The sequence below is a fragment of the Inquilinus sp. YAF38 genome (genome assembly GCF_052113205.1).
Lineage (GTDB): Bacteria > Pseudomonadota > Alphaproteobacteria > DSM-16000 > Inquilinaceae > Inquilinus.
The window spans coordinates 40,398-54,506 of sequence record NZ_JBFRCU010000030.1; the positions used below are offsets into that span (position 1 = coordinate 40,398).

The 14,109-nt window shown below is 69.3% G+C and carries 18 protein-coding genes; 8 read left to right on the top strand and 10 right to left on the bottom strand.

From position 1 onward, the window contains the following. Nucleotides 1-18: 18 nt before the first annotated feature. From AB4Z01_RS15715 to pspF, 10 genes are all read right to left on the bottom strand, one after another. Nucleotides 19-780: a sulfite exporter TauE/SafE family protein gene (locus tag AB4Z01_RS15715; RefSeq protein WP_441695120.1), complete on the bottom strand. Its 762-nt coding sequence runs from the start codon at nucleotides 778-780 to the stop codon at nucleotides 19-21. A gap of 70 nt (nucleotides 781-850) precedes the next feature. Then, nucleotides 851-1,822 (bottom strand): branched-chain amino acid ABC transporter permease, encoded by a 972-nt coding sequence (locus AB4Z01_RS15720; RefSeq protein WP_441695122.1) that lies wholly within the window; start codon nucleotides 1,820-1,822, stop codon nucleotides 851-853. A 1-nt stretch (nucleotide 1,823) separates the two neighbouring features. Next, a complete protein-coding gene (locus tag AB4Z01_RS15725) occupies nucleotides 1,824-2,711 on the bottom strand; it encodes a branched-chain amino acid ABC transporter permease (RefSeq protein ID WP_441695125.1) in 888 nt (295 codons plus the stop codon). 15 nt (nucleotides 2,712-2,726) lie between these two features. Continuing rightward, a complete protein-coding gene (locus AB4Z01_RS15730; protein ID WP_441695128.1) occupies nucleotides 2,727-3,431 on the bottom strand; it encodes an ABC transporter ATP-binding protein in 705 nt (234 codons plus the stop codon). Continuing rightward, a complete protein-coding gene (locus AB4Z01_RS15735) occupies nucleotides 3,424-4,182 on the bottom strand; it encodes an ABC transporter ATP-binding protein (protein ID WP_441695131.1) in 759 nt (252 codons plus the stop codon). The genes AB4Z01_RS15730 and AB4Z01_RS15735 overlap by 8 nt, the downstream gene beginning before the upstream one ends. Nucleotides 4,183-4,189: 7 nt before the next feature. Continuing rightward, nucleotides 4,190-5,398 (bottom strand): ABC transporter substrate-binding protein, encoded by a 1,209-nt coding sequence (locus AB4Z01_RS15740; RefSeq protein WP_441695133.1) that lies wholly within the window; start codon nucleotides 5,396-5,398, stop codon nucleotides 4,190-4,192. Between the two features lie 214 nt (nucleotides 5,399-5,612). Continuing rightward, the gene (locus AB4Z01_RS15745) at nucleotides 5,613-6,392 is read right to left on the bottom strand and encodes a class I SAM-dependent methyltransferase (protein WP_441695136.1); all 780 of its coding nucleotides are present in this window, start codon (nucleotides 6,390-6,392) and stop codon (nucleotides 5,613-5,615) included. 301 nt (nucleotides 6,393-6,693) lie between these two features. Beyond that, nucleotides 6,694-7,341 (bottom strand): peptidylprolyl isomerase, encoded by a 648-nt coding sequence (locus AB4Z01_RS15750; RefSeq protein WP_441695138.1) that lies wholly within the window; start codon nucleotides 7,339-7,341, stop codon nucleotides 6,694-6,696. Between the two features lie 91 nt (nucleotides 7,342-7,432). After that, a complete protein-coding gene (locus tag AB4Z01_RS15755; protein ID WP_441695141.1) occupies nucleotides 7,433-8,263 on the bottom strand; it encodes an SDR family oxidoreductase in 831 nt (276 codons plus the stop codon). Next, nucleotides 8,260-9,282 (bottom strand): phage shock protein operon transcriptional activator, encoded by a 1,023-nt coding sequence (gene pspF, locus AB4Z01_RS15760; protein ID WP_441695145.1) that lies wholly within the window; start codon nucleotides 9,280-9,282, stop codon nucleotides 8,260-8,262. Before pspF ends, AB4Z01_RS15755 begins: the two co-directional genes overlap by 4 nt. 159 nt (nucleotides 9,283-9,441) lie before the next feature. On the opposite strand from pspF, the gene AB4Z01_RS15765 reads away from it, so the two are divergent. The 8 genes from AB4Z01_RS15765 (at nucleotide 9,442) to otsB (ending at nucleotide 14,106) form a co-directional block, all read left to right on the top strand. After that, nucleotides 9,442-9,606: a hypothetical protein gene (locus AB4Z01_RS15765; protein ID WP_429224675.1), complete on the top strand. Its 165-nt coding sequence runs from the start codon at nucleotides 9,442-9,444 to the stop codon at nucleotides 9,604-9,606. Nucleotides 9,607-9,626: 20 nt separating this feature from the next. Beyond that, on the top strand, nucleotides 9,627-10,295 hold the full coding sequence (gene pspA / locus AB4Z01_RS15770; RefSeq protein ID WP_441695148.1) for a phage shock protein PspA: 669 nt from the start codon (nucleotides 9,627-9,629) through the stop codon (nucleotides 10,293-10,295). A gap of 56 nt (nucleotides 10,296-10,351) precedes the next feature. Beyond that, nucleotides 10,352-10,585, top strand: coding sequence for an envelope stress response membrane protein PspB (gene pspB, locus AB4Z01_RS15775; protein ID WP_441695151.1), 234 nt, complete (start codon nucleotides 10,352-10,354; stop codon nucleotides 10,583-10,585). Continuing rightward, nucleotides 10,582-10,983 (top strand): envelope stress response membrane protein PspC, encoded by a 402-nt coding sequence (pspC, locus tag AB4Z01_RS15780; protein ID WP_441695154.1) that lies wholly within the window; start codon nucleotides 10,582-10,584, stop codon nucleotides 10,981-10,983. The genes pspB and pspC overlap by 4 nt, the downstream gene beginning before the upstream one ends. 35 nt (nucleotides 10,984-11,018) lie before the next feature. Continuing rightward, on the top strand, nucleotides 11,019-11,384 hold the full coding sequence (locus AB4Z01_RS15785) for a DUF4870 family protein (protein WP_441695156.1): 366 nt from the start codon (nucleotides 11,019-11,021) through the stop codon (nucleotides 11,382-11,384). Nucleotides 11,385-11,428: 44 nt separating this feature from the next. After that, nucleotides 11,429-12,088 carry a hypothetical protein gene (locus AB4Z01_RS15790; protein ID WP_441695158.1) on the top strand — a complete coding sequence of 220 codons (660 nt, stop codon included), beginning with the start codon at nucleotides 11,429-11,431 and terminating at the stop codon, nucleotides 12,086-12,088. Between the two features lie 74 nt (nucleotides 12,089-12,162). Next, nucleotides 12,163-13,167, top strand: a complete 1,005-nt coding sequence (locus AB4Z01_RS15795) for an alpha/beta hydrolase family protein (RefSeq protein ID WP_441695161.1) — start codon at nucleotides 12,163-12,165, stop codon at nucleotides 13,165-13,167. 180 nt (nucleotides 13,168-13,347) lie between these two features. Next, nucleotides 13,348-14,106 carry a trehalose-phosphatase gene (gene otsB, locus AB4Z01_RS15800; RefSeq protein ID WP_441695164.1) on the top strand — a complete coding sequence of 253 codons (759 nt, stop codon included), beginning with the start codon at nucleotides 13,348-13,350 and terminating at the stop codon, nucleotides 14,104-14,106. Nucleotides 14,107-14,109 lie beyond the last annotated feature (3 nt).

The window sequence follows — 14,109 nt, forward strand, 5'->3', positions numbered from 1 at the left end:
GCGCCTGCAGGCCGCCCGTCACGCGAGGTAGCCGGAGACGCCGTCCCACAGCAGCTTCAGCGCCGTCACCACCAGCAGGCCGTAGCAGGCGCGGTAGGTCTGGCGCTGGTCCAGCCTGCCATGCAGCCGCCAGCCCAGCCAGACGCCGGCGGGGATGGCGGGCAGGCACAACGCCATCAGGGTCCAGACCTGGGTTGTCGGCTGCACCAGCAGCAGCCACGGCACCGCCTTGGTGGCGTTGCCGACGGTGAAGAACAGGCTGGTGGTGCCGGCATACACCGCCTTGCTGAGGCCCAGCGGCAGCAGGTACATGGCCAGCGGCGGCCCGCCCGAATGCGCGACCATGGTGGTCATGCCCGAGGCCAGGCCCGCGGTGATCGCCTTCGGGGTCGAGCGCGGCCGGACCGTCACCGTCGCGCCCTTGACGAACCACAGGCCGACGAAGAGCAGGGTGACGGCCGCCATCACGATGGCGATGGCGCGGTGGTCGAGGTACCGGAACAGCAGATAGCCGAGGCCGATGCCGACCAGCAGCCCGGGCAGCAGCGGCAGCAGGTCCGGCCGCGACCAGGTCGACGGCTTCCAGTAGCGCAGCGCGAACAGGTCGGTGGCCACGAACAGCGGCGCCAGCAGGCCGCCCGCCGTCACCGGGTCCATCACCAGCGACAGCAGCGGGATGCCGATGATGGCGAAGCCGCCGCCGAACGCGCCGCGCAGGACGCAGATCAGGAAGACGCCGGCGAAGGCGACCAGGATCGTGGCGACGGTCAGGTCCAGCATGGTGCGGGCAGATTGCTCCGGTGCAATGATCGGTGCAATCTGAGCATTGCTCTCAGTGCAATAAAGGGTTCTATCCCTTCCGCCGCAGCCAGTGGGCGACCTCGCCGACGATGCCGCGGCGGAACAGCAGCACGACGACGACGAAGATCGCTCCGATCACCACCGTCACCGGCAGGGCGGATGCGGCCAGGTAGTTCTCCAGCGTCGTCACCAGCCCGGCGCCGACCACCGGGCCGACCAGGGTGCCGATGCCGCCGAGCAGCGTCATCAGGATGACCTCGCCCGACATCTGCCACTGGATGTCGGTCAGCGAGGCCAGCTGGAACACCAGCGCCTTGGTGCCGCCGGCCAGGCCGGTCAGCGCCGCCGACATGACGAAGGCGGTCAGCTTGTAGGCGTCGACCCGGTAGCCGAGCGAGATCGCCCGCGGCTCGTTCTCGCGGATCGCCTTCAGGATCTGGCCGAAGGGCGAGTTGACGATGCGCCAGATGAGGAAGAAGCCGAGGCCGAAGATCGCCAGCACGACGTAGTAGAAGGTCAGCGAATCCGACAGGTCGAACAGGCCGAACAGGCGGCCCTGCGGCACCGACTGGATGCCGTCCTCGCCGCCGGTGAAGGGGGCCTGCAGGGCGACGAAGAACACCATCTGCGACAGCGCCAGGGTGATCATGGCGAAGTAGATGCCCTGGCGGCGGATCGCCAGGAAGCCCATCACCAGCCCCAGCGCCGCCGCGGCGGCGGTGCCGGCCAGGATCGCCAGCTCCGGCGGCCAGCCCCAGACCTTGGCCGCATGGGCGGTGACATAGGCGGCGCCGCCGAAGAAGGCGGCGTGGCMGAAGGACAGCAGGCCGACATAGCCGATCAGCAGGTTGAAGGCGCAGGCGAACAGGGCGAAGCACAGCAGCTTCATCAGGAAGACGGGGTACAGCAGGTAGGGCGCGCCCAGGGCCAGGACCGCGACCGCCAGGGCGATGGCGACCTTCGTGCCGCTGATGCCGTCCGCCCGGCCCCGATCGATCACGTTGCGTTCGGTCGGGGCCATCTCAGCGCTCCCGCCCGAACAGGCCGGCGGGGCGGACCAGCAGCACCAGCGCCATGATGACGAAGACCACGATGTTCGAGGCGGGCGGGTAGAACACCTTGGTCAGCCCCTCGAAGATGCCGAGCGCGAAGCCGGTGACGATGGCGCCGAGGATCGAGCCCATGCCGCCGATCACCACCACGGCGAAGACGACGATGATCAGGTTCGACCCCATCAGCGGGCTGACCTGGTAGACCGGCGCCGCCAGCACTCCCGCCAGCCCGGCCAGGCCGACGCCGAAGGCATAGGTCAGGGTGATCATCCGCGGCACGTTGATGCCGAAGGCCTGGACCAGGGTTGGGTTCTCGGTGGCGGCGCGCAGCGTGGCGCCGAGCGGGGTCTTCTCGATCACGAACCAGGTGGCGAAGCAGATCACCACCGAGGCCAGCACCACCCAGCCGCGGTAGATCGGCAGCACCATGAAGCCGAGATTGACCGCGCCGGTCAGCATCGCCGGCGGGCTGTAGGGCTGGCCCGAGGTGCCGTACAGGCTGCGGAACAGCCCTTCCAGGATCAGGGTGACGCCGAAGGTCAGCAGCAGGCCGTAGAGCGGGTCGAGCCGGTACAGCCGCGCCAGGAACAGCTTCTCCAGGATGATGCCGGTGATGGCGACCGCGATCGGGGCCAGCACCAGGGCCGGCCAGTAGCCGATGCCGAGGAAGTTCAGCAGCATCCAGGCGGCGAAGGCGCCCAGCATGTACTGCGCGCCATGAGCGAAGTTGATGACGTTGAGCAGGCCGAAGATCACGGCCAGGCCCAGGCTGAGCAGGGCGTAGAACGACCCGTTGATCAGCCCCAGCAGCAGCTGGCCGAACAGCACCTGGGTCGGGATGCCGAGCAGCGGGATCATGGGGCGTGCTCCATCTCAGACCCCGAGCGTTTCATGCAGCAGGTCCATCTTGCCGGCCATCTCCTCGCGCCGGATCTCGGCCACGACACGGCCGTCCTCCATCAGGTAATGCCGGTCGGCCAGGGTGCTGGCGAAGCGGAAGTTCTGCTCGACCAAGAGGATGGTCATGCCCTGCGCCTTCAGGGTGCGCAGCAGCTCGCCGATGCGCTGCACGATCACCGGCGCCAGCCCCTCGGTCGGCTCGTCCAGCAGCAGCAGCTTGACCCCCGTCCGCAGCACCCGGGCGATCGCCAGCATCTGCTGCTCGCCGCCCGACAGCTTGGTGCCCTGGCTGCCCGCCCGCTCCAGCAGGTTGGGGAACAGGCGGTGGATCTCGGCCAGGCTCATGCCGCCTTCCGCCACCTTGGGCGGCAGCGTCAGGTTCTCGGCCACCGAGAGGGAGGCGAAGATGCCGCGCTCCTCTGGCACATAGCCGATGCCGGCGCGGGCGATGCGGTGCGGCGGCGTCGCCAGCAGGTCGACAGCACCCATCCGGATGGTGCCCTGGCGCCGGCGCAGGATGCCCATGATGGCGCGCAGGGTCGACGTCTTGCCGGCGCCGTTGCGGCCCAGGAGGGTCACGGTCTCGCCCGGGAACACGTCGAGGTCGACGCCGTGCAGCACATGGCTCTCGCCGTAGAAGCCCTGCAGGCCGCGCACGTGGAGCAGCGGCTCAGCCATGCTCGGACCCCATATAGGCCTCGCGCACCCGCGGGTCGGCCGAGACCTCGGCGTAGCTGCCCTCGGCCAGGATCTCGCCGCGCTGCAGCACCGTGACCCGGTGGCACAGATCGGCGACGACCGACAGGTTGTGCTCGACCATCAGTACGGTGCGGTCCGCCCCGACCTTGCGGATCAGGTCGGCGATGCGGCCGATCTCCTCATGGCCCATGCCGGCCATCGGCTCGTCCAGCAGCAGCATCGGCGGGTCGAGCGCCAGGGTGGTGGCGATCTCCAGCGCCCGCTTGCGGCCATAGGACAGGTCGACCGCGGCGGTGCGGGCGAATTCGCTCAGGTTGACGGCCTCGATCAGGTCCAGGGCGCGCTGGTCCAGCCGGCGCAGCACCCGGTCCGAGCGCCAGAACTGCCGCGCCAGCCCCTCCGGCCGCTGCAGCGCCACCCGGACATTCTCCAGCACGGTCAGGTGTGGGAACACGGCCGAGATCTGGAACGACCGCACCAGCCCGCGCCGCGCCACCTCGGCCGGCTGCAGCCGGGTGATGTCCTGGCCGCGGAAGGCGATGCGGCCGGCGGTCGGCTGGTGGAACTTGGTCAGCAGGTTGAAGACGGTGGTCTTGCCGGCGCCGTTCGGCCCGATCAGGGCGTGGATCGTGCCCTCGCGCACGCTCAGGTCCACGCCCTTGACGGCGAGGAAACCGCGGAAGGCCTTGGTCAGGCCCTCCGCCACCAGGATCGGCTGGGAACCCGTCATCAGCCGGCTATTTCTTCGCCGTCAGCGGGCAGCCGCTCTCCTGCGGGTTCAGGAAGGCCTGGTCGCCGGGGATGGTGGCCAGCAGCTTGTAGTAGTCCCAGGGCTTGCTGCTGTCCGCCGGCGCCTTGACCTGGAACAGGTACATGTCGTGCACCATGCGGCCGTCCGGCTGGACCTTGCCGTTCTTGGCGAAGACGTCGTCGACCGGCAGCTCCTTCAGCTTGGCGGCGACCTTCTCGCCATCATCGGTGCCGGCGGCCTGCACCGCCTTCAGATACTGCAGCACCGAGGAGTATTCCGAGGCCTGGACCGAATTCGGCATGCGCTTGGTGCGCTCGAAGAAGCGCTGGGCGAAAGCCCGGCTCTCGTCGTTGCGGTCCCAGTAGAAGTCTTCGGTCAGCACCAGCCCCTGCGCCGCCTCGAGGCCGAGGCCGTGCACCTCGGACAGGGTGAACAGCAGGCCGGCCAGCTTCTGGCCGCCGGCGACGATGCCGAACTCCGCCGCCTGCTTGATGGCGTTGGCGGTGTCGAGCCCGGCATTGGCCAGGCCGACCACCTTGGCGCCCGACGCCTGGGCCTGCAGCAGGAAGGAGGAGAAGTCGGTGGTGTTCAGCGGGTGCCGCACGCTGCCCAGCACCTTGCCGCCCTTGGAGGTGACGAACTTCGTGGTCTGGTCCTCCAGCGAATAGCCGAAGGCGTAGTCGGCGGTCAGGAAGAACCAGCTGTCGCCGCCCTGGTCGACCAGGGCGCCGCCGGTGCCGACCGCCAGCGCATGGGTGTCGAAGGCCCAGTGGAAGCCGGTGGCCGAGCAGGCCTTGCCGGTCAGGTCGGCGGTCACGGCGCCGGAGGTGATGGTGACCTTGTGCTTCTCGGCCGCCAGCGCCTGCACCGCGAGGGCGACGGAGGAGGTGGTGAGCTCGCTGATCATGTCGACACCGTCGACGTCGAACCACTGCCGGGCGATGTTCGAGCCAATGTCGGGCTTGTTCTGGTGGTCGGCGGAGACGATCTCGATCGGGGCGTCCAGCACCTTGCCGCCGAAATCCTCGACCGCCATCTTCGCGGCCTCGACCGACCATTTGCCGCCGTAATCGGCATAGACGCCGGACTGGTCGTTCAGCACGCCGATCTTGACCACGTTGCCCGAGACCTGGGCCGCAGCCGGCAGGGCGAAACCCGCGACCAGCAGCCCGACAGCAACAGCGTTCCGCTTCATGATGCCTCCCCGAGGACGATGCATTCGCAACGATTTTAGGATTTCGGGGAACCCTGCCTGAATCGGGGCCGGCGGTGCAATCGCCTTTTCGCAGTGCGGGAGGAAATCCGTTACTGTTTCTCCATCGGTGCCGGCCGCAGCGAAGGGAGAGGCGCCGCCTGTGGCAGCGCCGCGGCCGCCGGACTCGGGCAGACATGACCGCAGGAGAGGGAGGCTAGTCTTTCGCCTGACGGGCCGTGATGATCCAGGCGCGTGAATCGAACAGGACGCCGTCCGGGGTCAGGTGCGCTTCGAGCAGGTCGCGCAGCCGCCGTCGCGCCGCATCGCCTTCCGCATCCGTCCGGGCCAGCAGATCCCTGGCGAATTGCAGGCCGGTCACGGCCTCACAGGCGGCATCGACGTCCGGGCCGTAGAAGACCGGCTCATGGACCTCGGCAAACTCGACCGAGACGAAGCCGGATGCATGCAAGAGGTCCGTGGCGACGGCCGGATCGCCCAGCGAGAATGCCGCGGGGGCATCCGCCGGCAAGAGAACCCCCGGTTCCAGCGCCTGCCGGATGACGGTTGCCCACTCGTTGCGGTCCCGGCCCTGCCATACCATCCACACCAGGCGCGCGCCCGGCCGCATCGCCCGGCCGATATTGGCGAAGGCCGCCGCCGGATCGGCGAAGAACATCGTCCCGAAGCGGCTGATGCACAGGTCGAAGCCGGCCGGGGGAAACGGCCGCAGCTGGGCGTCGGCCTGTTCGAAGGCGACGTTCGGCAACCCCTCCTGCGCACTGCGCCGGCGGGCGACCTCGAGCAGCTCCGCCGAAACGTCGACGCCCAGCACGCTGCCTTGCACCGCGATGCGGGCCGCCTCGCGCGTGCTCTGTCCCGCACCGCATCCGATATCGAGCACGCGATCGCGCGGTCCGACCTCGAGGGCCGCCCGGAAGGCCTCGTTATGCCGACGGAGTTCGGCGTCGTAGAAATCGGCACAGTTCAACGCCATCGCAAACTCACCTACTAAGGATGGGGATGGTCCTTGTCCGGAAAGAAGACCGGTATGCCGCACATCGTCGGCTGCCACCCACCGGTCACAGGCGGCCGCAACTGCCCGTCCTCGGCAAGAACGGTTCGCCCGCGATCGTCACTGCACACGCAATTGTGAATTATGCCGCGACACTGCTGCTTCATCAGGTCGGAAGGATTCTGAGATCTGGTCTGGGCCGCCTGAGGCGACGGCTTGGACGAGGGCGCGGAGCACGCCACGACCAGAAGCATGCCGCCCAGGAACAGCCAAGCTGGGCGGGTCATGGTTTCCGCTTGGCCTGCAGGATCGGGATCGGCGACGTCAGGCGATCCTCCGCCTCGGCCTCGGCGAAGATCTTCCGCACCACGTCCATCCCGTCGATCACCCGGCCGAAGGCGGCAAAGCCCTGGCCGTCCGGATTGCGGCGCCCGCCGAAATCCAGTTCGGGCTGATCGCCGATGCAGATGAAGAAGGCGTTGCTGGCCGTGCCGGGCGCGAGCCGCGCCATCGACAGCGTTCCGTCCTGGTGCTTCAGGCCGGTGACGCTGGTCGGCTCATGCGCGACCGGCGGCAACGGAGGCGGGGCGTCGTCATTGCCGTCGGCCGCCCGCCAGCCGAACTGGATCACCTCGATCTTGGCCCGGACGGTGTCGGGCTGGTTCGCCATCGACACGATGCGATAGACCGACTGGTTGTCGAGCAGCCCCTTGTCGACATAGGCTAGGAAATCCGCGGCGGACAACGGCGCGCGGTCGGGATAGACCTCGACCGTGAAGTCCCCCAGCGCGGTGGCGATGGTGACCTGCGGGGCGGCGGCCGCCTGCGCCTGCCCTGATGCCGGCAGCAGGGGAAGCGTCGCCAGGCCGGCCAGCACCGCGCGCCGTGCCGGTCCGGCCCTGAGACGCGGATCGCGTTTTCCCTCAGCCATGTCGCCTTCCCCTCCCTGAGACATCGCCAGCTATGAGATCGTCGAAGATCGATGCAATGGTCAAGGTCCGGTTATTGCTGATCGCAGATCTTCAATTCAACCCGCGGCTGGTGGCGGCGATCATCAGGCGGTCGAACAGGGCGGCCGGAATCAGCCGCTTCACCCAGAACACCGCCTTGGAATCGGTGCCCAGGCGCAGCCGGGCCGGCATCCGGCGGGCTTCGGCCAGGCGCAGCAGTCGGTCCGCCGTGCGGCCGCCGATCGCGGCAGCCCGCTCCGGCGGCACCTCGCCCAGCGCCGCCCGGCGGCGCATGGCCCGGTCGTATTTGCTGCGATAGGGCGAATCCGCGGCCGGTACCGGATGGTCCAGCCGGGCGTTGAAGCCGGTGTCATGGCGCCCGGGCTCGACCGCGCAGACCTGCACGCCATGCGGCGCCAGCTCCAGCCGCAGCGCCTCGCTGAAGCCGGACAGGCCGTGCTTGCTGGCGGTGTAGATCGCCATGAACGGCGTGCCGATGAAGCCGAGGACCGAGGAGATGTTGATCACCCGGCCGCGGCTGCGTCGCAGCGCCGGCAGCAGGTCGCGGGTCAAGAGGATCGGGGCCTCGAGATTGGTCGCGATCTGGCGCCGGATCTGGTCGTCGTCCAGCGCCTCGAGCGGGCCGTACAGGCCGTAGCCGGCATTGTTGATCAGGCAGTCCAGGCCGCCAGCGACCGCGGCCGCCACCGCGGCCCGCTGCGCCGGGTCGGTGACGTCGAGCGGCAGCACGGTGACCCCCGGAATGGCGGCCAGAGCCGCGGCCTCCGGCCGGTCCGCCGATCCGCGCAGCGTCGCCAGCACCGACCAGCCGGCGGCGGCGAAGCGCTTTGCCGTGGCGAAGCCGAAGCCGGAACTGCAGCCGGTGATCAGCACGGTCTTCATCGATCGTCTCCCCCCGATCGTGCCGAGATACCATGCTTGCGGAGCAGGTGCCGCAGCTGGTCGTAGCCGAGGCCGAGCGCCGTCGCGGCCCGGCCCTGGTGCCCACCATGGGCCTGCAGCGCCGCCTCCAGCCAGCGTTTCTCGACCGCCGCGATCTCGCTCCGGAAATCATAGGGCATGGCCGGTGTCGCGGCAGCGGGGCCGAGAGCCTCGGCTCCGGTTCCAGTCTGCAGCCCTTTCGGCCGCCAGGGCGAGGCGAAGGGGTCGAGCACGATCTCCGCCACCGGCTCGTCCGGCGGGGTGCGGTAGACCGCGCGCTCGACCGCGTTCTTCAGCTCGCGGATGTTGCCGGGCCAGGGATGGCCGTGCAGCGCCGCCATCGCCGCCGGGGCGAAGCCGGGAAAGCCCGACCGGTCCAGCGCATGGGCCATGGCCTGCCCGAAATGGCCGGCCAGCAGCGGGATGTCCTCCGGCCGGGCACGCAGCGGCGGCACGGTCAGCACGTCGAAAGCCAGCCGGTCCAAGAGGTCGCCGCGGAACCGCCCGGCCGCGACCTCGCCCGGCAGGTCGACATTGGTGGCGGCGACGACGCGGACGTCGACCGTCATGGTCTGGGTGCCGCCGACCCGCTCGATCTCGCCGTATTCGATCACCCGCAGCAGTTTCTCCTGCACCCGCAGGCCGGCATTGGCCAGCTCGTCCAGGAAGAGGGTGCCGCCGTCGGCGCGCTCGAACCGGCCGACATGGCGCCGGACCGCGCCGGTGAAGGCGCCGGCCTCATGGCCGAACAGCTCGCTCTCCAGCAACTCGGGCGACAGCGCGGCGCAGTCCAGCTTGACGAAGGGCCGGTCCCAGCGCGGCGACAGGAAGTGCAGCCGCGCCGCGATCAACTCCTTGCCCGTGCCGCGCTCGCCGATCACCAGCACCGGCCGGTCCAACGGCGCCGCGGCCGACACTCGGTCCAGCAGGTCGGCGAAGGCGGGCGCCTCGCCCAGCAGATGCGGCAATCCGTCGGCCATGATTCCGGCTCGGTGAAATTTCCCAAAGGATTGGAAATTTTCGCCGAATGATCAAGCTGCGATTGGGGTGGAGCGGCGGAAATCAGCCAATCCCGACTCTGGCACGGGCTTTGCAACCCAGGGGATGACCCGAATGCATCGGGGCTTGAGGAGGACCGAATGAGCTACGGCTTCGACCCGACCGGCACCCGCACCCGGCGCAGCGCCGGGACCGCCGACTGGCGCCGCACGGGCGAGCGCCTACTGGCCTGGATCACCAGCCGGCCGACCGAGAACTGGGTGTTCTTCGGCGCCGGCGTGCTGATCGCTTCCTTGTTCCTGTAGGACCGAAAGAGGACCGTGTGATGGGTATCTTTTCCCGCCTTGGCGACATCATCAATTCCAACCTCAACGCCATGCTCGACCGCGCCGAGGATCCCGAGAAGATCGTCCGGCTGATCGTGCAGGAGATGGAGGACACGCTGGTCGAGGTGCGCGCCGCTGCCGCCCGCTCGATCGCCGAGAAGAAGGACATCCTGCGCAAGGGCAACCAGCTCGAGGCGGCGCAGGCCGAATGGCAGCGCAAGGCCGAGCTGGCGGTCGAGAAGGGCCGCGAGGACCTGGCCAAGGGCGCGCTGGTGGCCAAGGCCCAGGCCGCGACCGCGGCCGAGCTGCTGCGCCGCGAGCTGGAGATGATCGAGGCCGCCCTGGCCAAGACCAACGAGGATCTCGGCCGGCTCGAGGCCAAGCTGACCGAGGCCAAGAACAAGCAGAAATCCTTCACCATCCGGCACGACGCGGCGCGCGACCAGATCCGCATCCGCACCCAGCTGCATGACGGGCGGATCGACGAGGCGCTGTCCCGCTACGAGCAGATCGAACGCAAGATCGACACGCTGGAGGGCCAGGTCGAATCCTTCGATCTCGGCCGGCGCAAGACGCTGCAGGACGAGTTCGCGGATCTCGAGGCCGAGAGCGGCGTCGAGAAGGAGCTGCAGGCGATCAAGGCTCGCCTCGGCCGCACCGGCGGCTGATCGGTTTCGTCAAACCGGCCCGGCGGAAACGCCGGGCCGCAGACGCAAGGACGACCATGTTTCACGCCTTCTTCTTCGTCCCGGTCATCGTCTTCCTGGTGATCGTGGCGCCGATCTGGCTGGTGCTGCACTACGTCACCCGCTGGCGCTCGTCCCGCACGCTGTCGCGCGAGGATGAGCGCATGCTGGTCGACCTGTGGGAAAGCGCCAAGCGCATGGAGCACAGGATCGTGACGCTCGAGAAGATCCTCGACGCCGAGGCGCCGCAGTGGCGGAGGCCGGCGCCATGACCGGGCGCTTCACCGAATCGCCGAACCCGCATCGTCTCTACCGCGATCCGGACAACGGCTTGTTCCTCGGCGTCTGCGCCGGTCTGGCCGCCTATTTCGGCGTCTCGCCCGGCAAGGTCCGCGTCGGCGCCGTGGTCCTGGGCCTGATCTTCTTCCCGCACATCCTGATCGCCTACCTGGCGGCGGCGGTGTTCCTGAAGCGCCGGCCGCGGCTGTTGTACCGCAGCCCGGACGAGGAGGTGTTCTGGCGCTCGGTCTCGGTCCAGCCGGCCGACACCTTCTCCGCCATCCGCCACAATTTCCGCGAGCTGGAGCAGCGCCTGGCCGGGATGGAGCGCTACGTCACCTCCAGCGAATTCAAGCTGAACCGGGACTTCCGCGACCTCGAAGGCCGCTGAGTCCAGGTCTCTCACCCTGAAGAAAGGAGCCAGCAATGGCCGCCTCCTACCGACCGGATTACGACATCGTCTCGCCGCGCAGCGCGCGCGGCAGCCTGGGCACGGTCGGCCATGTCGTCTACGCGATCTATGCCGTCTCGCTGTTCACCGCCCTGCCGATGCTGATCGGCGTGGTCATCGCCTATCTGGCGCGCGGCGAGGCCCGCGGCACGGTCGGCTGGGACCATCTCACCTGGGCGATCCGCACCTTCTGGGCGTTCCTGCTGCTCGGCCTGCTGTTCGGCGCCCTGACCTGGGTGCTGATCGGCTGGCCGCTCCTGGGCCTGCTGTGGCTGTGGACCGCCTACCGCATCTTCCGCGGCTGGATGGCCGTCGCCGGCGGCACGCCGCTGTACCGCTGAAACCCGGCCGCGCCTGAAGGCTGGCCGATCGAGGAGGGATCGTGATGGGTTCGTTGCAGACCTTGGCCTTCCTGGCGGGACTGGGCACCGCCGATCCCTCCGCGGCGGAGTTGGCTGCGCCGGTCGACCTCTCGGGGGTCGACACGGTGGTGGTGACCGGCGGCGGCCTGTCGGTCGCCGCCACCACCGACCCCGGCCGGCCGCTGCTGGCGACGCTGGACGAGTCCGAGGATTGTGCTGCGACCCTGCGGGTCGAGGGCCGGGTCCTGACCGTCGATGTCCACGAACAATCCTCGGTCTGGCCGCGCGACTGCCGGCCGGAACTGTCGCTCAACCTTCGGCCCGGCGCCAACCTGGCGCTGCGGCCGGCCGCGGTCTCGGCCACGCTGAACGGCCGCTTCGGCGCCGTCACGGTCGAGGCCCAGGCGGCTGAGCTGTCGCTGGCCGGCCAGGCCCGCACGCTCGACCTGTCGGCCGAGGCGCTGCAGGCGACCCTGCGCGCCGACGATCCGGGCCAAGCCATTCGCATCGAGGCCAAAGCCGCCGACCTCGACCTCGGCTTCCGCCGCGGCACCCCGGTCAGCTGGGACGTCGACGCCCGGGTCTCCATGGTCGACAGCACCATCCCCGCCGCCGCCGGCCACCCGCCGCTGGTGTCGATCAAGGGCGAGTTCGTCCGCGCCCGCATCGGCTACGCCGACTGACTTCGGCGCCCGTCGCCGACCTTCCGAAAATCCGCGTTTTCAATGCCGTGCCCGACAGGCGCGAAGGGGGAGCCATGAGGATCCTGGCCACGATGCTGTCCGCCGCGCTCCTGCTCGCCGCGGGGCAGGCAGGAGCGGTCGGTTTCCAGAGCGCGACGGCGCCGGACCCGTCGGACCGGCCGCTCGCCATCGGCATCTGGTATCCCAGCGACGCGCCGGTGCCGGACCAGCCGAACACCCCGGTCCGCCAGGCGCTGGCCGTGGACGGGCCGATCCGGGGCGATCACTTGCCCCTCATCGTCATCTCGCATGGCAGCGGCGGCTGGCTCGGCGGCCATGCCGACCTGGCCAAGGCGCTGGCCGAGGCCGGATTCGTGGTCGTCGCGGTCACCCACACCGGCAACAACTACCAGGACGACAGCTACCCCGCGGCGCGTCGGATGGTGGACCGGCCGCGCCACATCGCCCGCGTGCTCGATCACATGCTGGCGGATTGGTCCGGGCGCGACCGTCTCGATCCCGCCCGGATCGGCATCTATGGCTTTTCGTACGGCGGATTCACCGCTCTGGTGGCGATCGGCGGTACGCCCGACCTGCGGTTGCTGATCCAGCATTGCCGGCAGGTCCCCGATGAGTGGGTCTGCAAGACCGGAGGGCCCGGCGTATCCGAGATACCTCGGACTGATGAGCTGCCGTCGCCGGTGTTCGTCCACGACCCGCGCATCCGCGCCGCGGTGATCGCGGCGCCGGGCCTGGGTTTTGCCTTCGACAAGGCGGCGCTGGCCTCCGTCACCGTGCCGGTCCAGCTCTGGAACGGTGCGGAGGATGAACGGGTGCCCGTAGCCACCAACGCCGCAGTGATCCGCCAGGCGCTGCCGACCCAGCCCGACTTCCATGTGGTCGAAGGAGCTGGCCATTTTGCCTTCCTGCAGCCGTGCCCACCGAAGTTGAAGACGTTGGAGCCGGAGACCTGGGCGATGGTGTGCGTCGATGCCCCAGGCTTCGACCGCGCCGCCTTTCATCGGCGGCTCAACGGCGATGTCACCGCCTTCTTCCGCGCGCAGCTCGGGGGCGACTAAGGACGGAATCGGGAAAAATCCGGCCCGTTCCCTTGCAATAGCAAACCATCATCCCTAAAACAGAAAACAGACGCATCGCTCCGCCGGCCAGGTCCGGCGGCTGGTGCATCTGTTGTCGTGTCCAATTTCGTTCCGGATCGGCAATCTTTACGCAAAATTGACATGGAGACTTCGGCGCGCATGCCACCGCAGCCCCTCGACTCGACTGCCTCCGCCGACAGTATTTCCGGCATGGCCCTGTTTCTCGATGTCGATGGCTGCCTGATCGACTTGGCAGAGCGGCCCGAGGACGTGGTGGTGCCGGCCGGCCTGATCGGTGATCTCGAACGGCTTTCTACCCGCATCGGCGGCGCCCTGGCCCTGGTCTCCGGCCGCGCCATCGCGGATCTCGACCGGCTGTTCGCGCCGCTGTCCCTGCCCGCCGCCGGCCAGCATGGGCTGGAGTGGCGCGCCGCGCCGGCCGGGCCGGTCGAGCGCGTCCCGGTCGACCGCACGGTGCTCGCCCGGTTGGCCGCGGCGCTGGCGGATTTCGCTACCGGAAAGACCGGCTTGCGGGTCGAGCCTAAGGGCGCCGCGGTGGCGATCCATTACCGCCAGGCGACCGCCCTCGGCCCCGATGTCATCGCCTTTGCCGAGACGCTCCTGGCCGGGACCGCGGGCTGGCACGCGCTGGCCGGCAAGATGGTGGTCGAGTTCAAGCCCGACGGCGTCGACAAGGGCTCGGCAGTGGAGCGTTTCCTGGCGCTGCCGCCCTTCGCTGGCCGCCGGCCGCTGGCGGCGGGAGACGATGTCACCGACGAGGATGCCTTCGCCGCGGCGCTGCGGCATGACGGTGTCGCACTCCAGGTCGGCGACAGGGAACCGACCGTGGCGAACCGGCGTTTGCCTGATCCCGCGGCCATGCGCGACTGGATCGCGCGGCTGGCCGCATCCCGCTGACGA